Annotated in this window: 17 protein-coding genes; 8 read left to right on the top strand and 9 right to left on the bottom strand. The window is 42.4% G+C overall.

Annotated features, from left to right (window positions below):
- Nucleotides 1-60 precede the first annotated feature (60 nt).
- From ggt to argE, 3 genes are all read left to right on the top strand, one after another.
- Nucleotides 61-1,758: a gamma-glutamyltransferase gene (gene ggt / locus BUC10_RS10420; RefSeq protein WP_073179258.1), complete on the top strand. Its 1,698-nt coding sequence runs from the start codon at nt 61-63 to the stop codon at nt 1,756-1,758.
- A gap of 277 nt (nt 1,759-2,035) precedes the next feature.
- Nucleotides 2,036-3,439, top strand: coding sequence for a YfcC family protein (locus BUC10_RS10415; protein ID WP_073179255.1), 1,404 nt, complete (start codon nt 2,036-2,038; stop codon nt 3,437-3,439).
- Nucleotide 3,440: 1 nt separating this feature from the next.
- Nucleotides 3,441-4,607, top strand: a complete 1,167-nt coding sequence (gene argE, locus BUC10_RS10410; RefSeq protein ID WP_073179253.1) for an acetylornithine deacetylase — start codon at nt 3,441-3,443, stop codon at nt 4,605-4,607.
- 238 nt (nt 4,608-4,845) lie between these two features.
- Here argE and BUC10_RS10405 read toward each other — a convergent pair whose 3' ends face one another.
- The 6 genes from BUC10_RS10405 to BUC10_RS10380 all read right to left on the bottom strand — a co-directional run bounded on the left by BUC10_RS10405 (nt 4,846) and on the right by BUC10_RS10380 (nt 9,836).
- Entirely contained in the window at nt 4,846-6,528 is a 1,683-nt protein-coding gene (locus BUC10_RS10405; protein WP_073179251.1) for a PhoX family protein, read from the bottom strand.
- Nucleotides 6,529-6,624: 96 nt separating this feature from the next.
- Entirely contained in the window at nt 6,625-7,029 is a 405-nt protein-coding gene (locus tag BUC10_RS10400; protein WP_073179249.1) for a Fur family transcriptional regulator, read from the bottom strand.
- A gap of 11 nt (nt 7,030-7,040) precedes the next feature.
- Nucleotides 7,041-7,478, bottom strand: a complete 438-nt coding sequence (locus BUC10_RS10395) for a hypothetical protein (RefSeq protein WP_073179248.1) — start codon at nt 7,476-7,478, stop codon at nt 7,041-7,043.
- A 3-nt stretch (nt 7,479-7,481) separates the two neighbouring features.
- Complete coding sequence (locus BUC10_RS10390; RefSeq protein ID WP_073179247.1) at nt 7,482-7,922, bottom strand: hypothetical protein; 441 nt, start codon at nt 7,920-7,922, stop codon at nt 7,482-7,484.
- Entirely contained in the window at nt 7,915-9,213 is a 1,299-nt protein-coding gene (locus tag BUC10_RS10385; RefSeq protein ID WP_073179246.1) for an ABC transporter permease, read from the bottom strand. The genes BUC10_RS10390 and BUC10_RS10385 overlap by 8 nt, the downstream gene beginning before the upstream one ends.
- Nucleotides 9,210-9,836 (bottom strand): ABC transporter ATP-binding protein, encoded by a 627-nt coding sequence (locus BUC10_RS10380; RefSeq protein ID WP_073180081.1) that lies wholly within the window; start codon nt 9,834-9,836, stop codon nt 9,210-9,212. Before BUC10_RS10380 ends, BUC10_RS10385 begins: the two co-directional genes overlap by 4 nt.
- A 133-nt stretch (nt 9,837-9,969) precedes the next feature.
- Between BUC10_RS10380 and BUC10_RS10375 the strand changes: the two genes are divergently transcribed.
- Together BUC10_RS10375 and folE are read left to right on the top strand one after the other, a co-directional pair.
- Nucleotides 9,970-10,380 carry a MerC domain-containing protein gene (locus tag BUC10_RS10375; RefSeq protein ID WP_084732620.1) on the top strand — a complete coding sequence of 137 codons (411 nt, stop codon included), beginning with the start codon at nt 9,970-9,972 and terminating at the stop codon, nt 10,378-10,380.
- Nucleotides 10,381-10,397: 17 nt separating this feature from the next.
- Complete coding sequence (gene folE, locus BUC10_RS10370) at nt 10,398-11,069, top strand: GTP cyclohydrolase I FolE (RefSeq protein WP_073179245.1); 672 nt, start codon at nt 10,398-10,400, stop codon at nt 11,067-11,069.
- Between the two features lie 120 nt (nt 11,070-11,189).
- On the opposite strand, the gene BUC10_RS10365 is transcribed toward folE, so the two are convergent.
- The gene (locus tag BUC10_RS10365) at nt 11,190-11,897 is read right to left on the bottom strand and encodes a hypothetical protein (protein ID WP_073179244.1); all 708 of its coding nucleotides are present in this window, start codon (nt 11,895-11,897) and stop codon (nt 11,190-11,192) included.
- A gap of 29 nt (nt 11,898-11,926) precedes the next feature.
- Nucleotides 11,927-14,284 (bottom strand): TonB-dependent receptor, encoded by a 2,358-nt coding sequence (locus BUC10_RS10360; RefSeq protein ID WP_165614884.1) that lies wholly within the window; start codon nt 14,282-14,284, stop codon nt 11,927-11,929.
- Nucleotides 14,285-14,513: 229 nt separating this feature from the next.
- Between BUC10_RS10360 and BUC10_RS10355 the strand changes: the two genes are divergently transcribed.
- The 3 genes from BUC10_RS10355 (at nt 14,514) to BUC10_RS10345 (ending at nt 16,922) form a co-directional block, all read left to right on the top strand.
- Nucleotides 14,514-15,563, top strand: a complete 1,050-nt coding sequence (locus BUC10_RS10355; protein ID WP_073179242.1) for a sensor histidine kinase — start codon at nt 14,514-14,516, stop codon at nt 15,561-15,563.
- A complete protein-coding gene (locus BUC10_RS10350; protein ID WP_073179241.1) occupies nt 15,554-16,300 on the top strand; it encodes a LytR/AlgR family response regulator transcription factor in 747 nt (248 codons plus the stop codon). The genes BUC10_RS10355 and BUC10_RS10350 overlap by 10 nt, the downstream gene beginning before the upstream one ends.
- 142 nt (nt 16,301-16,442) lie before the next feature.
- Nucleotides 16,443-16,922: a lipocalin-like domain-containing protein gene (locus BUC10_RS10345; protein WP_073179240.1), complete on the top strand. Its 480-nt coding sequence runs from the start codon at nt 16,443-16,445 to the stop codon at nt 16,920-16,922.
- A 20-nt stretch (nt 16,923-16,942) separates the two neighbouring features.
- On the opposite strand, the gene BUC10_RS10340 is transcribed toward BUC10_RS10345, so the two are convergent.
- Nucleotides 16,943-17,653, bottom strand: a complete 711-nt coding sequence (locus BUC10_RS10340; protein ID WP_073180077.1) for an NUDIX hydrolase — start codon at nt 17,651-17,653, stop codon at nt 16,943-16,945.
- Nucleotides 17,654-17,663: the final 10 nt, after the last annotated feature.

Here is a 17,663-nt window from a genome sequence, read left to right as displayed (position 1 = left end):
ACACTCAATTTCTGCTTGTTGTTGCGATAAATTTCCATTTATAAAACCTAAAAAATAAAGATGAAGTCTTTCCTGAGCTATTTTGTTTCCCTTTTTCTTGTCACTCAGATTTTAAACGCCCAAGACCGAATCACGGGAGAGTCATTTGCAACCCGTTCAGTGGTATTGGGCCAAAACGGGATGGTGGCGACAAGCCACCCATTGGCCACCCAAATAGGCTTGGAGATGCTGAAGAAAGGCGGTAATGCCATAGATGCCGCTATTGCGGCCAATGCAGCGCTGGGACTTATGGAGCCCACGGGCTGTGGGATAGGAGGGGATCTCTTTGCCATTGTATGGGATGGGAAAACCAAAAAACTTTATGGACTAAATGCCAGTGGGCGTTCACCCCAAAAGCTGACTTTGGAATATTTTGAGGAGCAGGGTATGGAGAAAATTCCATCTCATGGACCTCTTCCGGTAAGTGTTCCCGGAGCTGTGGATGGCTGGTTTGAACTGCACCAAAAATTTGGTTCAAAATCCATGAAGGAGATTCTTGACCCGGCTATTAATTATGCAGAAAAGGGTTTTCCTTTAACCGAGCTGATAGCCTGGTATATACAACGCACGGTGCCCTTTTTCGAATCAAAAGGATTTCCCAATATTAAGGATACCTATAGATCACAGAATGGAGGAATACTACCTAACGAAGGGGAAATCTACAAAAACCCATATCTCGCAAACACTTATAGAAAAATTGCCGAAGGAGGCCGAGATGCTTTTTATAAAGGTGATATTGCCAAAACCATTGGTAAATTTATCAAGGAACAAGGCGGTTTTTTATCGGCCAAAGATTTGGCGGCACATAAATCGGAGTGGGTAGAACCGGTATCCATTAATTATCGAGGATATGATGTTTGGGAACTGCCTCCAAATGGACAGGGGATTGCTGCGCTCCAAATGTTGCAAATCTTGGAAGGGTATGACTTTTCAGACATTGAATTTGGCAGCGCGGAGCATTTGCATTTGTTTACGGAAGCTAAAAAATTGGCCTTTGAAGACCGAGCAAAATACTATGCTGATATGGATTTTTTTGATGTGCCCGTAGAACAATTATTATCGGAGGATTATGCCGAAGGTCGAAGAAAACAAATTGGTGAGCGGGCTGGAACCTATGCTGCGGGTGAGATTTCCGCTGGTGAGACCATTTATATGACAGTAGCCGATGATGAAGGCACCATGATTTCGTTGATTCAGAGTAACTACCGTGGGATGGGTTCCGGAATGGCGCCGCCAAAATTGGGTTTCATGCTTCAGGATCGTGGGGAGCTTTTCAGTCTAAAACGTGGTCAGGCCAATACCTTCGAACCCGGGAAACGACCTTTTCATACCATTATTCCGGCATTTGTCACCAAAGATGGTAAGCCCTTTGTCAGTTTTGGGGTTATGGGTGGAGATTTTCAGCCAATGGGCCATACACAAATTGTGATGAACCTTATCGACTTTGGAATGAATCTCCAAGAAGCTGGGGATGCCCCGCGCTGGGACCACACTGGTGGAGCGAGCCCGTTGGGAAAAACTACAGAGAACTCGGGCCTAATTCGAACCGAATCCGGAATCCCTTATACTACCATTCGTGGGCTTATGGACAAAGGCCATAAAATGGGAACAGCCCGCGGAATTTATGGAGGCTACCAGGCAATTTTATGGGATGATAAAAACAAGGTCTATCACGGCGCTTCGGAAAGCCGGAAAGATGGACAGGCTGCTGGCTACTAATACAACTCAAACATCAGGACTGGACCTCAAAACCAATGGTTTGCTCTTATTTGATACTCTCTGAACGAGAAAACAAAGGAATGGCAGCTGGCCTTTGATGTTGGCGGTTATCGATTGAAAATTGGAGGTAAGATTTATGATGGGACAAACAATACATTTTATAAAATCTATGCTGATTTGGTTTGTGCCGAGAATTTTAGCTTAAATTGATCTCCGAAGAAAATTCGAAAAGTTTGAGTTCAAAACTGAAAAATGTGAAGCTGTTCCCTTAAGATTAATGAGCCAAACCAACACCAAAGCCCTTTCTTTTTTTCAGCGCATACCCCATGCGATAACCATGCTATTTGGTATCATAGTATTGGTAACCATTTTAACCTATCTGTTACCGGCTGGCTCTTATGAGCGGGTTTTGGTAGATGGACGAAGTACCGTTGTGCCCAATTCCTATCGCACCATTTCCTCAACCCCGGTTGGTGTTCTGGACATGTTCAAAGCAATTCCATTAGGGTTCAAGGCTGCGGTGGAAATTATCTTTATTGTGCTGTCGGGTGGAATCATGTTTGGTTTTATGGAAAAATCAAAGGCTGTTGAGAATGCCGTGGGAACCTTGGTGAAGAAATTGGGTCTGGAGAAAAAGCATATGATTATCGTAATCATGACCTTCATTTACGGAATTCTCGGAGTTGCTGTTGGTTATGAGAACAATATTGCCATGGTACCGATTGCGGCAGTACTTAGTCTGGCCTTGGGAGGGGATTTGATTTTGGCAGCAGGCATTTCCGTAGGCGCAATGACTATTGGATTTGGATTGTCACCAATTAACCCGTACACAGTTGGGACAGGGCACAAGATTGCCGAACTTCCCATGTTTTCAGGAGCTTTACTGAGAAGTACACTTTGTTTTCTGGCCTTGTCCATTATGGCCTACCACAATGTGCGCTACTTCAAAAAGATAACCTTGAACCCAAATAAAAGTCTGGGCCAAGGTCTGGATATTAGTAACCTGGCATTGTCCAAACCTTTGCAAGACTATGGATTGAGTAGGCAAAACTGGATGGTCATTTCCATATTTGTCATGGGACTGTTGGTAGTGTTATATGGGGTTTTCAATCTGGGTTGGTACATCAATGAGCTTTCCGCTATTTTCCTCATGGTAGCTTTTCTCTCCGGCTTGGTGTCAAGAATGAGTGCAACCACAATGAGTGAGACGGTGTTGAAGTCGGTGGGATTGGCAGCTCCCGGCGCATTTATGGTCGGTTTTGCCACCTCCATAAAGGTGCTCATGGAAATGGGCAATATTGGCGACACTATTTCGCACCAGCTTTCAGTGGCTTTGCAGGGCTTGCCATTGTATGCCTCGGCCATTTGTATGTCCATCTCCCAGACCATGATAAACTTTTTCATTCCTTCGGGTAGCGGACAGGCCCTGGCTACTTTGCCCGTGATGCTTCCCCTAGGCGAGTCTTTGGGTCTAACCAGGCAAATCACCATTTTGGCATTTCAAATTGGGGATGGGATATCCAATCTTGTGAACCCTACTTTGGGAGGGCTGATTGCGATGTTGAGTATGTGTAGGGTACCCATAGACCGATGGATTCGTTTTATATTTCCCGCGCTGATAAGTCTACTGTGCATTGCCATATTGGGTTTGGTGGTGGCGGTAGCAATTAATTATAGCTAATATGACTGTTGAAAATATCCTTGCCAAACTCGTCTCGTTTCCCGTACTGGGGGGTGAGAGTAATTTAAGTATCATTCATTGGATAAAGGAGCATATTGAAACTTATGGAATTGAGGTAAACTTGCTGCCCAATGCAGAAGGAAACAAAGCGTCGCTCCATTGCCGAATTGGACCGGATGTAGATGGTGGTGTTATCCTTTCGGGCCACTCGGATGTTGTCCCGGTTGAAGGTCAGGAATGGACCACAGATCCATTTGTGCTAACGGATAAAGGGGACGGAAAACTGTATGGTAGAGGTTCCTGTGATATGAAAGGTTTTATCGCTTGCTGTTTGGCAGTACTTCCCCAAATGGTCAAAGCAGACTTGAAAAAACCCATCTATTTTGCATTTTCCTACGATGAGGAGGTAGGTTGTTTGGCCGGACCTGAACTGGCCAATACTCTCAGGACCCATTACAGGGAAACTCCGAAATATGCCATTATTGGCGAGCCTTCAATGATGGAACCCATCGTAGGGCAAAAAGGTATTTATATTTTAGAGACCTATGTCAATGGTTCGGCTGGGCATAGCAGTCGCATAAAGCAAGAGATTAGCGCTATCCATGAATCCATGCGGTTAATACAATGGTTGGAAAATAAGATGAACCAATTAATTGCCGACCAGCGATTGGATGAACGTTTTCACCCACCTCATTCCTCCATTCATATAGGTTTGGTCCAAGGAGGGATCGCTCCAAATGTCATTGCTGATAAGGCTCATTTTTATTGGGATCTAAGAACCATTCCCATGGATGATATTGATGGAATTGTTGAAGAATTTGAGACCTTTTGTCGAAGTCAGGAAGAAAAACTTCGGGCCATTTTCCCGGACTTTTCCATACGAACTGTTGAAAACCATCCACCTGTTCCCCATTTAGATACCAAAGCTGACGATGAGGTGGTGGATTTGACCCAAAGGATATCAGGAAATTCAAACTTAAATACAGTGTCTTATGCAGCGGAGGCCGGGCAGTTTGCCAATGAAGGATTTCAGTCGGCAATTTGTGGTCCAGGATCCATAGCGCAAGCCCACAGAGCCAATGAATATATAGCACGCGAACAGCTGGAAAAGGGAGTGGATATGTTGAAAAATTTGATTCAGGAACTGTCTTCCGAACACTTTAGCTGACCATCATGGGCATTATTCTGGGAAAGCAAGCTTCCATAAGGTAAAGTCTTTTATTTCTAAACATTTAAGAATAATTTCCATTAAACCGGAATCATAACTGAGCTGTCATGGAAAGTGTTGCCCCAATGTAATCGAGTTAATCTCGATGAAAAAAGAATTCCAAAAGAACTCGGCCTATAAGACAGTATTTGATGGCTAACCAGTGACTGATTATTATCGATCACCAAAATCGAATATGCTAGGCTTTTTCGATCAGGTGCAATTTGTTCATCTTCTCCACAAGGTCTCCAGTAATGGCCACCACTGCGGGTTTGGGAATACCGTCCTCGTCAAAAGGCCATGTACTTGTCGGATTCGTAAGGTCCTTCGTTTGCTCGCCTGGGTGCTGTACACTTAAAAATAGGGTTTTGCCGTCCGGAGAAAACCACGGGCCGGTAAGCTCCGCATCCATGGGGGCAGAAACGAGTCGAATCACCTTTCCTTCTTCTTCCCCATGTCGCGGGATTACAAAAAGACTGTTGTTTTTAAATGCCATATAAGGACCCTCTTCCTTGTTCATTTTACTGCCAGACATATCCGAGGTAAACCATAAATTACCCGCTAGGTCAAAGGCGAGGTTATCGGGGCAGGAAAAACCATTTTCCTCTCCTCCCGCCATAAAAGTAGAAGCTTTAAAGGTCAGGGCGTCATATTTGCCTTCGGTTTCCTCAATTTTCAGAATAGATCCGTGAAAATCATTTTTTCCATAGTTATTGGTGAGTGATACAAAAACATTGCCGGTTATGGGGTCAATTTCAATATCCTCGGGACGATTCAGTTCGGTGGCCTCCAAAATCTTCGCGGCTTCCCGGGTACGAACCAATACCTCGGTCTGGTCTTTAAATCGTTCCTGCAAAACCGGTTGGGTGTCCCAATCGAGAGGCAACCATTTTCCATTTATGGTATCGGCAACATAGAGCGTGCCTTCTTTTAAAGAGCCAGGTTGGGAGGAGATAAATTTGTAAAGGTGCTCATTGTTTTTATCATCTCCAGAATAGGCCACAACACGTTTGTCTTCCAATTCATAAAGGGTACAGCACTCGTGGGCATACCTTCCGATGGCTACGTGTTTTTGAGCTGTTCCGTCCTTCGGGTTTACTTCTACTACCCAACCGTAATGTTCTGGCGGATAAGGATAGTATTTTTCCCAACCGTAGGAGCTGGGTCGGTGTGTTGCTTGGTTATTTGGATTGTAAACGGTTTCTCCAAAAAAGCTGTCGTAGTTCTCCTCACAGGTCAAAAAGGTATTCCAAGGCGTAATTCCCCCTGAACAATTGCTGTGGGTCCCTATCACTGTGGAAGCTTCTTTAATGGGATGGTCCCAGTTAAGCTTGATGGGTGTTTTGGCCGTAATGCGACGATTATGGGGGTCATTTTCCACCACTTTCCATATACCATCGGTCTGTTTTATACGAACAATGCTACCTCCCACATTGTACATTTCTTCATCTACCTGCTCCTTTGTCCTATGGGCATCGGGATTCTCGTTTTTATTGGCATCAAACCCGGATACAAACAATGAATTGACGTACTCGTGGTTGACCCATAACAATCCATCTGTAGGGTCCTTATCATCAAAAGGGATAAAACAAGTGAAATCATTGTTGAAACCAAAATAGTCCTCTTTCGAAATTTTATCGCCCCATCGGACAATAACATGATAATCCAAGCCATTGGCCAATACCAAATTATCCTCGTTGGATGGCGAAAGCCCCTTAATTGTCAATTGTTTTAGTTTATCTAAGATTTGGCTGCTGGTTTTTAAGTCTTTTTCCGTTGGTTTGGCGGTATTTCCACAGCTCATTAAAAACGGTGGTAGTACTGCCGTCCCAATGCTGGCTTTTCCCAAGAAACTGATAAATTTTCTGCGATTATATTCCATGTCTGATTTCTATTTTTTAGACAATTATTAGTACGGTTACTAAAAGTGAAACGGGTGTTGAGGTTGGTTATGAAATGCGTTAATAAAGAATTTCTGTTAGCATGCCGCGCAAATCCCCCGAATTATGGTCTGTACCTTCTTGGTTTTGAATCCTTTCGGAACCTTGAGTTGGAGCGGGGCAAGCCCTTCCATACAATATACCGTTTCGCAGCACTCGCAGACAAAATGTGCATGTTCGTTTCCTTGAATCGGAGATTCTCCGAATGCATATTTGGAAACTCCGCTATGGTCGTTGATACGATGGATGATTCCTGCTTGTTCGAAGCTGGTCAGGTTCCGGTAAAGGGTGGATTTGTCCACCTCTTTGGCCAGGGCTGTCTGCAAGTCACTGTAGGATTGGGCATGGTCCAAACCCATGAAGTGTTGAAGCAGGGCCATACGGACCTTGGTTTTTTTCAACCCTTTTTGTTCTAGCAGTACTTCATGGTTCTCGTTTTTCATCAAAAGAATTTTTATTCAAAGCTCAGGGTATCGGCATTTTCAATGCGATAATAACATCCATTTGGATTATTCTCGTTCAGGTGAAGTGTTCCTTTTACAGAAAGCAGTTCATCCATCGCAAATGATGGTTTTTCGGCAAATTTCAAATCGACTATGGTTTCGGGTCCACCATTACCGCAGAAGAAACATGAGGCCATTGGATTTTTGGAAAGCAGATAAACGGATTGTTTACCGTCCAAAACCAACAAATACCCGGTGATGATGACCTGTTTCCCTTCCAAGTTCTTCATTTTAGGTGAAAAAGTAGCCCTTTGGAACCCAGGGAAAAGAGCTTCGGGTGAAGATTGTTCCCATGAAATTCCCTTTGAGAGATCGGACCATTCCAAAACCGTCTGCGAATTGCCATAGTTTCCTACCCAAAACAATATTATCAAAAGGAAATACCTCATTTTTTAGTTTACCAGCTGCCCCGTGGCCTCTTTCAATATATAATTACAATGTTCCACATCGTCTCTATTTAGTTCAAGGGTACCTGTGATAGTAACGATTTGATCGGTTTTAAACGGAGGGGTTTTTTTAAAGCGCACTTCGATTATGGTTTCCGGCCCTGCGGCTCCACAGAAAAAACACGAGGCCATAGGGTTTTTGGAAACCAAAAAAATCTCACCACTTCCCGAAATGTCAAGAAAATAACCTTTTATCCGAACCTGTACACCTTTGAAGGCCTGTATCTGGTCACCAAATTGTGGCATTAAAAAATTCACATCATAAACTGCATTGTACTCCGGCTCAAAACTAACGTCTGCAAAATCGTCCCAGGTCAACTTAACTTGTGAAGTCCCGCATGCGCTAACAAAAATTACGAACAAAACAACTAAAAATGGTCTATACATCCGATAAGGTTTTGGCAACATTTAATTTGAAAATGGAACGGGAAGCCAACATAGTAGCTATAGTGGTCAGTACCAAGATAAGGCCTAAAAGATAAAATTCAAACTGTTCTGGGGCATTGATTTGCAAGCCGTACCCATATTCATTTTGCATGTACCGGGAAACAACCCATATGCCTAATCTACCTAATAGCCACCCCAATACAAAGCCAATGAGCGCCAAGAAGAGGCCCTCTAACAATGCCAGTCCTAAAAGCTGCCCAGTGCGAAGCCCGTAGGTCCTAAGCAGTGCCAATTCTTGTTTTCGCTCTCGAATGGTCTTTAAAAGACTTATAAAAATACTGAGCCCAGATACCAAAAGAATCGCCAAGGCAATACCATTGATGGTTTGCACCCCTGAACCTAGCAACCTCATAAGCCGTTGAACCTCAAAACCGGGAAGGGCCGCTTGCATGGAGGTGTTCTCATTGATAAACCGCGGTAGCTGGACCATGCCCAAAGGGCTTTTAAATTTGACCAGTAAGGAGGTAATTTCCTTTTCTTCATGGTGTTCATCCCCCAAGTGGGCTTCTTCATGGTCGTGGTCCTCTCCATGATGATCGTGCTCTTGGTGATTCCCACTTTCCTTGGCATGGTCTTCTTTATCAATATGTTCCTCCTCTTCAGAATGCTCCTCATGATCATGGGCCAACCAGATACTCTCTAGATTAGTAACCAAAAGCTGGTCCACCACGGTCCCTGAGGGCTTCAAAATTCCCTTTATGGTAAAGAGGTGTTCATCGTGCACCTCAGTGCCACCGGAGGCCAAACCATGGGAACTTACAAAGGTGTCTCCAATATTTAGATTTAATAGGTGTGCAACATGGTGTCCCGCAACCACTTCAAAGGGCTTTTCAAAGAGCATTCCCTCCAGCAATTCGGCGTTGTAATGGTCCAGATAATTGGCTTCGGTGCCCAATATGCGGTAACCTTTGTAATTATCACCATAAGAAACAGGTATGGCCGTTTGCACAAAAGGGTGCTTTTTCAGTACGGCGGCGTCTTTAAGGTTAATATTTCCCGTGGGAGCATCCACATGGAGCACGGATGATAATACGAGTTGTAAGGGACTTCCCTTGGCGCCTATCACCATATCAAATGGGGCAATGTTTTTGCTCAATTGCCCGCCCAGTTGCTGACTCAATTGCAATACAAAGGTGACCAGTGATACACTCAATGATAATAGCATTAAACTCAACAACAGGTTCAGCGGTTTGGAAACTAGATTTTTAAAAGCGAGATAACCTAATTTCATAATGTAACCTGATTTTTAAAATGGGACATTACCCGAAGATCATGTGTAATGATCAGCAAGCTGCTCTTGCAGATTTCGGCTTCCTCCTTGAGTAGGTCAATGACTTTTGCACAGTTAACGTCATCTAAATTGGAAGTGGGTTCATCTGCAAAAATAATCTGGGGTCTGTGGATCAAACCAAGGGCAATCCCTAAGCGCTGCTGCTGTCCCTGGCTTAATGCTGTAACTTTCTTGTGTAAATGCTCTGATAATCCCAATCTATCCGCAAGTTGGTTCCTTCTTGTTTTGTCATTGGAGTTTTTTGGAAAGTGTTGGCGTAGCTTGAGATTGTCGGCTACGTTCAAGGATTTTATAAAATGATATTGTTGGAAAATCAGTCCTATATGTTCTCCCCTAAACCTATCCATTTGTCTTCGTGTCAGGGAGTTCAGTGTTGTCCCTGAAATGGACACTTTGCCTTTCAATGAAGGTAAAAGCCCCGCCATTAAATATAAAAATGTGGTCTTTCCCACGCCGGAAGGTCCTATCACTAAAAGGTGTTCCCCTGGAGTAAGATCGATATCTGGGAAAGTAATCTCTTTTCCATTTTGGTAGGCATAAGAAAGATTCGATGTTGTAACCATCAGCTTGTTTTGACAAAAATAAAAAAATATATAAATGCAACTTAGTTGCATTTATAAAAATTGAATACATTTGCTACCAATTTAAAGTAGAAGAGCGGTTGTTCAAATATCAATATCCTTAAATCCTTAGTTTATGGCCAACTTGGTTAACCTTTCGTCTAAATCCGATGTTGTTGGCGCTATAGCCAGTATTCTCTGTTTTTTACATTGCTTGGCCGCTCCATTCCTTTTTGTGGTTCAAGCCGGTTTGGTTGCGGGAGAAGGGTCCCATCCGTGGTGGTGGGGTACCTTGGACATGGGATTTCTTGCCATTTCACTTTTAGCCGTGTATTGGTCCGCTAAGAAGACCACCAAAGGATGGGTAAAAGTTGGTTTCTGGGGTCTTTGGGGGGTGCTGGCCCTTATTATTTTAAATGAAAAAATGGGGATAGTGCATTTGATGGAGCAAGTAATTTACTTACCCACCTTAGGCCTAGTTTTTCTACACTTTTACAATCGACAGTATTGTCACTGCAAGGATGAGAACTGCTGCGCTGAGGGATAATAATTCAAATTACCTATATGGATAAAACCGAAATTGAAGTTCTAGGGGACAATCACATTGCAACTTCTATTGAAACCCCTTTAAGGGCTGATGCTTTTCAGCGGACCGATTCGGAAAAAATGGAGCATATTCAGCACTATTTTTCCAAAATTATGGAGGAACTGGGCTTGGATTTAACCGATGAAAGCTTGTCGGGAACGCCATATCGCTTTGCTAAAATGTACGTTAAGGAATTGTTTTATGGACTGGACCCGAAAAACAGACCAAAGGTCTCCACATTCCCCAATACATACGGCTATAAACGCATGTTGGTGGAGCAAGACATAACCATAGATTCCTCTTGCGAACATCATTTTTTACCCATAGTTGGGAAGGCACATATTGGTTATATTCCCAACGATAGGGTCGTAGGGTTGTCCAAAATTAACCGCTTGGTGGACTATTATTCCCACAGGCCGCAAGTTCAGGAACGGCTTTGTTTACAAATTTTAAAGGACCTCCAGGAAACGCTGGAAACAGAGGATGTCATTGTGGTAGTGCATGCCAAACACCTCTGCGTATCTTCTAGGGGAATCAAGGATAAGGAAAGCGCAACAACCACCGTGGAATACGGCGGAGCGTTTACTGATGAAAGCAGACGTAGCGAGTTTTTTGATCTTCTAAAAAATGGCTCTGACCTGAACAGATAGCTGAGGTATTGGTTTTCAAGGGTCATCACTAGGGCATAACACTGAAACCAAAAAGGGAAATTGAGCTACCAATTCCCTCTAAGGTTGATCAGTTACAAGCAATGAATTGAAGAGGCTTTCCTACTTGGACAGTATAAATTGGTTTATGTCCTTTACGAAATCTCCATCTATCTTAAGATTTTCCTTTTGGAAAGTTTCAAACTCCTCCCGACTGTCCCATTGGGCGATGATCATATAATCCGGATTGTAATAATACCCAGATGGGGATTTGCCTTGAACCAGCTCCAATTTTAAGGTCCCACCGGTCTTTTTTACTCCACTTTTAAACCTGGTTAGATAGGTGTCCAATTTTGACGGTGTCTTTTCCTTTTTCCAAAAGGCTGTAGCCACAATCACTTTTTTTGAGTCGAGCTGAAATGAAATATCAGTCGGAACTTCATAATAGGTCACGGTAAAGAAAGACCAAATTTGAGATCGCATTTCGTGAAAGTTGGGAACACGCGAATCAATTTCGGCAAGGAATTTCTCCCTTAGCGCGATACTCTTCCATTTGCCCATGATCATACCTTTGGGCGAAAGACTTCCTTTAAGTATTTCGCTGATATTGAACCCTGGAAGGAAGGAATATCCCATTTCTACCGCAACAGGAAACGCCTTTTCCCGATATTCTTTGAAGGCTTCTTTGCTGTTTGGTTTTGTCGAGATCAAGAGAATGTCAAAAGCCTCTCCTTTTTTTAAATTGTATGTGGCTAAATCGTCTTGTCCAAAAGAAAATAGTGAAAAACTCAGGACAAAAACGGACGTTAAGTGTAATCGAAATGATTTCATGTGTATAGGATTAAATGATGTAATTGAGTTTATAAAAAGCGATCGGCTTTAATATTGCTGTTTCTTTTCTTGCGTGATAGCGAGGACAATTTGCCGCCAAGGCGATAGGAAAGCCCAAAAAAGATTTGTTGGGTGTCGCGCAAGAATTCACCTTCTTGAAATACGGTCCTAAAGGTTCTAAATGCAAAACGACGAGTTCCGAGAATGTCGTTGGCATTTATGCTTAAGCTCCCCTTTCCTTTGGCAAAATTGTAGCGCAGACCTGTATTTAAAAAATAGTTGGATTTGAGCCGGTACTGCAGAATTTCTTGTGGCCCGCTGTAAAACCCAAAGAGGGATGCGGAGATATTTTTGCCCAGGGTAAAATTATGGGTCCACTTTATATTGGTCAGACTGTTTTGGACCTCGACCGCTTCACCTTCTATGGAACCGCGTTGTTGCCTGTTGTAAAATTCCAAGTTGATATTGGTTCGCCACCATTGCGTTATCCTCAAGTTACTTCCCAATTCCACACCAATAGCGTCATTGCTTTCAAAATTATCATAGCTCAAGCGCAAGAGATTAGGGTCTTCCTGATCAAATATTCCAGTACGGTTGATTTCATCCTGAATGCGTCGGTAAAAAACCCCAGAACTGATGGAACCCTTGTCAAATCGGTACAAATAGTTGGCCTCTAGGGTATTGCTGAACTGGGGCAATAAACTTAGGTTTCCGGTGGCCAAAATTTGAGGTGTTGTCGTTTGCCGAATGGGATTCACCTGATTGAAGGACGGACGTTCTATTCTTCTGCCATAACTCAATTGATACTGGTGTGGACTTTCTTCTGAATCTTGATAGCTTATAAACAATGATGGAAAAACATTGAATAGTTCTTGGTTTACCACTTCTGCTACTGATTGCTCCTGATCAAATTGGGCATCCACGAGATAGCGCTCAAACCTGGAACCCAAATTCAACTTAAACTTACCAAGGGAGGTGGAATAAATGAAATAAGAAGAAAAGATGTCCCGATCGTATGTGAAAACTGAATTTTGGAGTTGGTTATTGGTGGAGCTATATTCATTTTCAATACGATTGATTCGGCCTTCCCCACCTACTTCCAGTTTTGATTTGTCACCTAAAGCTAGACTATAGTCCAAGTTTAAAGTGAATACGGAACGTGTGTCATCTACAGTTTCTATGTACGAGGGAACTGAGGTGTTTCCCAGGAATACAAAATCGTTGGTCAGATCGCTTGTGAAAAGGTTGTAATTCGTCTCAAACTCCAAAAAATGGGAAGCTCCGTCAATCAACCATTTATAGACGGTATTATAGTTTTGGGTGTGGTTGTTCCGGGTTAAAAAATCGTCCAGAGCGAAGTCGTTCACCGGAGCTTCCTCAAAGACCACATCCTTCTGTCCGTCAAAGGCCGCATTGTAGAAATTTTGATTGGTAAAAAAAGAAAAGATGGTGTTTTTGGAGGGATAGAAGTCGGCACCCAACCTGATAACATTGGATTCGCGGTTGTTAACGTTTCGGGTTATCTGGTTGGAATTTAAATCAAAACGATTCACCACCCCGTCGGTTATCTGATCTCCGAAACCATTACTGTATTCCAAATAGAAATTCGTTTTGTTTGGCTTAAAATTTAAGGAGACATTGCTGTTATAGCGCTCCCTTTGGGCAATAATGGAATTAGCACTAAAAGCAACGTTCCAACCTTCTTGTGAGGTTTTCTTGAGCACGATATTGATAATGCCGTTAAGCCCATCTGGATTATACTTGGCCGATGGATTGGTGATCAGTTCTATTTTCTTAATGGAGTTCGATGGAATTTGCTGTAGGGCATCTGCCGGGTTTTCCAAATTGCTCAATTTTCCATCAATAAGAATTCGCACATTTTCACTCCCGCGGAAGGAGATATTTCCATCGGAACCAACGTTTACCGAAGGCAAATTGTTCATTAAATCGATGGCAGAGGGACCTTGGGAAATCAAATCTTTACCCACGTTTACCACCTTTCTGTCCAGGCGTTGTTCAATAGTGGATTTCTCTGCCGTAATGGTGACGCCCTCAAGAATTTCTGCACTTTCCGATAGGAACAAAGATGGTAACTCCACATTTTGCTTGTCGTTCAAAGTAACCGGAACAAGTTGTGTTGTGTACCCGATAAACTCAATTTCCAAGAGATAAGTTCCAGGTGCTAATTCGGTAAATTGGAAGATCCCTTTTCCATCGGTAATGGTACCGGTAAGTACCTTTTCTTGGTTGTTCTTGAGGACGACACTGGCAAAGGCCAATGGGAGATTAGTGATTTTGTCCTTGACCGATCCAGAAATTGAGCCGAAGGACTGTCCGTTCGCAATAATGGACCATAGAAAAAATATAGACACTACGATATATCTCACAACAATTGATTTTTTGATTTGGGTCAAATCTAATCCCGAGGTGAACGCAAAATTTGAAGCGCTTACGAAGGATGGGGTTTGGGATAACTATGACTGGTTTTAGGAGATGAATCCTTCTTTTTGGGAAAAAACACTCTTCGTATGCGGAAATCAGCTATTCGTCATCTACATCAAAGTTTTATGGGAATTACCAGTATCTTGGTCTAGTACTAAACAACTGTGGTAAAGGATGAAACCTATAAAATCTACCCGGGAATCTTTATTGCACCTGTTTTTTTGGGCCTGCGTTTTTGCATTCTCAGCGGCGAGTGCCAACTGGTACTATGCGGATCTTCAAGAACTATTTGAAGTGTATGGGTTTAGGGTGCTGCTTCAAATTACAGTGGCTTATACGATCATTGGATTTTTGGTTCCAAAAGTGCTGAACAAAAAGAGAGTTTTGCTGTTCTCTATTTCGGTTTTGACTCTATTTGCACTGATTCATGCGGTCTGCACGCTCTACCTTGTGGAGTATTTGGTGCCTACCTATCCATCATCCTATGAGTCATTCTTAAGACGATTTGACAACACCTCTTTCCAGGGCATCTATTTTAACTTTAACCAGTTTTTTTCAAAATCGTTGTACTATGCCTATCCATGCATCATCCTTATGGCTATTTTGTTTTACAGGGAAAAGCAGCAATTGCTCATGCTTCATGAGAAAAAACGGGAAGCTGAACTGAATGCCCTAAAAAATCAGCTTAATCCACATTTTTTATTTAATACTTTGAACAGTTTATATCTTCTGGCACTTAAAAAATCGGATAAAACCGTGCGGGTCATAGAAAACCTTTCCCATATTTTGGATTATATGTTGTATCGATGTGATAAGAAGTATGTGCTGCTAAAGGACGAACTCTTGCTGATTAACAAGTACATTGAACTGGAACAAATTAGATATGGAAAACGAGTACAGATTTCCTTTGATGAATCTATTACCGGAGAGGAGCAAATTGCACCCCTATTATTACTGACCTTTGTGGAAAACGCCTTTAAGCATGGAGTTTCCGAGGCTATCGAAAATGCGGCCATCACCATTCAAGTAGAAAACAGGGACAATATGTTGTTTTTTAAGTTAAACAATACCAAGCCGGGCATGGTGCAACAGGAAACTGAGCGAAAATCCCTTGGCTTATCGAACATAAAACAGCAGCTGGAGCTTTTGTATCCTAATAAACACCAGTTGCACATTGTGGAAAAATCCAATACCTACACCACTGAACTGGAGTTATGTCTCTAACCTACACCTGCCTAATTGTTGATGATGAGCCCTTGGCGCAAGAGCTTATAGCGGAGTACGTTGCCAAAATACCTGAATTGAAGGTTGTGGGCACGTGCAGTAATGCGTTGGAGGCTTCTTCGTTGATAGCCAAGGAAAAAATTGATCTCTTGTTTTTGGATATTAACATGCCCGTCATAAAAGGCATCGATTTTTTTAAAAATCTCGTGGATAAACCTCAGGTTATTTTTACCACGGCATATAGGGAATATGCTTTGGATGGTTTTGAGGTGAGCGCAGTGGATTATCTGTTGAAACCTATAGTTTTCGAACGTTTTTTTCTTGCCATCCAGAAATTTTTTAAGGCTGTTGAAAAAAGGGAACATGGCCAGACTGGGGAAAAAGGCGGAAAAGATGACAAAGCATACCTTTTTGTAAGTCAAGGCCATCGTAGAATTAAGGTCGACCTACAAGAAGTAAGGTACATCGAAAGCTTTAAGGATTACATTAAAATTCATGGAAATACGGGGGAACTTAAGGTAAAGGAGAATATTGGGGAATTTGAAAAAAAACTGAAACCAAGTTTTTTGCGAATACACCGATCCTATATCATCAATACCGCATATTTAACAGGGTTCTCAAAACATGATGTTGAGATATGTGAACAAGAATTCCCTATAGGTTCAAGCTATCGTGAGAGGGTTTCAGTGTTTTTGGAGAACAAGTATTTTTCCGAGCAAGGAAGATTGGAGAAATAAAACTTTGCTTTTTTTTTGTAAATATCTCGACTTTTGAGTGCTTCAACTTTGTTGAAATTGTAAGTGAATATTTCTTTCTTGAAAGCTTTACTGCTGGGTTTTTTATGGAAAAAATCGTACTTTTTATCAAAAGATTTACGCCATGAAAACACTTATGACTCTTTGCTTTGCCATTCTTTTACTAAGTTGTTCGTCTGATAGCTCGGAGAGTGATGATCAAATGATGGATGATCCCCAAGAAGGACCCATTGTGGGAGAATGGACCGTGGTGAATTTTGGAGTAGTTTTTGACGATGGCAGTGAGGAAATCGATACCGATGCCTGCGGTGGAGGACAAAAGTATAGGTTTTTGTCCGACAATACCTTTGAGGTGGACAATTTCAGGCCCAATGGTAGTAATTGCGATTTTGATAGCACTAGGGACGGGACCTATGACGAATTTGAGGGGACTAACTTTCCCAATGCCAATTTCAGGTTGATTTTTTCAGATAATCCGAATGATCCTTTGGGACACCCCGAAATTAGTTTTGATGGGGATAATACCATGCGCGTGCAATATCCTTGGGTAAGCTCGGGAACCGACAATATAGCGTTCTCCTTTAAGACCTATCAGCGGGATTAGAACCTGCCCGTGCACCCATTTTATTTTTTTAGCCGGTACAGGTAGGGATTTCTACCAGGGGTTTCTTTTTTAAGTTGTGGCAGGCGTTCAAAAAGCCCTGAGGCCAACATCTTCTTTTGAAAACGACTACGATCTATATTTTCCTTCAAGATGGTCTGATGCAATTGGTGCAGCTGCGGCATGGTAAAATCTTTGGGCAACAAATTATAGGTGACCTGTTCATGTTTGATATCATTTTTCAACCGATCTCTTGCGGCCATTACTATGGATTTATGATCCATCCACATTTCGGGAAGTTGTTCAAAACTGAACCACTCGGCCGCCTCATCAAATTCGCCTGGTATTGGATGGGTATGATCAATATCAACCAAAGAATAGAAAGCTAAGGTGACAAATCGATTGTTGATCCAGTAGTCATCGCGCCAAGGCATGCCCTTCCTTTGGAAAAAAGCTTTGAAATCAGTATCAAATTTGCGGTCTTTATCCCCAAAAACAGAAAGAAATTTTAAATGGGGCCTTTCCAGACCCGTGCGCTGCATCAGTATTCTGCCCACCGCAGTGTCCACAGACTCATCCAGTTCAATGTAGCCTCCTGGTAACGCCCATTTATCACCGATTCTAAGCAAAAGACATTTTAGTTCATCCTCTTTATATCCAATGATCACAAAATCGATGGATAGATTTGGCAGAAAGTAATCTCCGCCATGTTCAATGATATCCTGTACTTCCATAAATGCAAAA

Source organism: Flagellimonas flava (genome assembly GCF_900129665.1).
Classification (GTDB): domain Bacteria; phylum Bacteroidota; class Bacteroidia; order Flavobacteriales; family Flavobacteriaceae; genus Flagellimonas; species Flagellimonas flava.
This window is presented reverse-complemented; position numbering and strand designations above follow the sequence as displayed.

Coding starts and splice junctions, on each gene's coding strand:
- ggt (WP_073179258.1), top strand. CDS start 61: ATGAAGTCTTTCCTGAGCTATTTTGTTTCCCTTTTTCTTGTCACTCAG.
- BUC10_RS10415 (WP_073179255.1), top strand. CDS start 2,036: ATGAGCCAAACCAACACCAAAGCCCTTTCTTTTTTTCAGCGCATACCC.
- argE (WP_073179253.1), top strand. CDS start 3,441: ATGACTGTTGAAAATATCCTTGCCAAACTCGTCTCGTTTCCCGTACTG.
- BUC10_RS10405 (WP_073179251.1), bottom strand. CDS start 6,528: ATGGAATATAATCGCAGAAAATTTATCAGTTTCTTGGGAAAAGCCAGC.
- BUC10_RS10400 (WP_073179249.1), bottom strand. CDS start 7,029: ATGAAAAACGAGAACCATGAAGTACTGCTAGAACAAAAAGGGTTGAAA.
- BUC10_RS10395 (WP_073179248.1), bottom strand. CDS start 7,478: ATGAGGTATTTCCTTTTGATAATATTGTTTTGGGTAGGAAACTATGGC.
- BUC10_RS10390 (WP_073179247.1), bottom strand. CDS start 7,922: ATGTATAGACCATTTTTAGTTGTTTTGTTCGTAATTTTTGTTAGCGCA.
- BUC10_RS10385 (WP_073179246.1), bottom strand. CDS start 9,213: ATGAAATTAGGTTATCTCGCTTTTAAAAATCTAGTTTCCAAACCGCTG.
- BUC10_RS10380 (WP_073180081.1), bottom strand. CDS start 9,836: ATGGTTACAACATCGAATCTTTCTTATGCCTACCAAAATGGAAAAGAG.
- BUC10_RS10375 (WP_084732620.1), top strand. CDS start 9,970: ATGGCCAACTTGGTTAACCTTTCGTCTAAATCCGATGTTGTTGGCGCT.
- folE (WP_073179245.1), top strand. CDS start 10,398: ATGGATAAAACCGAAATTGAAGTTCTAGGGGACAATCACATTGCAACT.
- BUC10_RS10365 (WP_073179244.1), bottom strand. CDS start 11,897: ATGAAATCATTTCGATTACACTTAACGTCCGTTTTTGTCCTGAGTTTT.
- BUC10_RS10355 (WP_073179242.1), top strand. CDS start 14,514: ATGAAACCTATAAAATCTACCCGGGAATCTTTATTGCACCTGTTTTTT.
- BUC10_RS10350 (WP_073179241.1), top strand. CDS start 15,554: ATGTCTCTAACCTACACCTGCCTAATTGTTGATGATGAGCCCTTGGCG.
- BUC10_RS10345 (WP_073179240.1), top strand. CDS start 16,443: ATGAAAACACTTATGACTCTTTGCTTTGCCATTCTTTTACTAAGTTGT.
- BUC10_RS10340 (WP_073180077.1), bottom strand. CDS start 17,653: ATGGAAGTACAGGATATCATTGAACATGGCGGAGATTACTTTCTGCCA.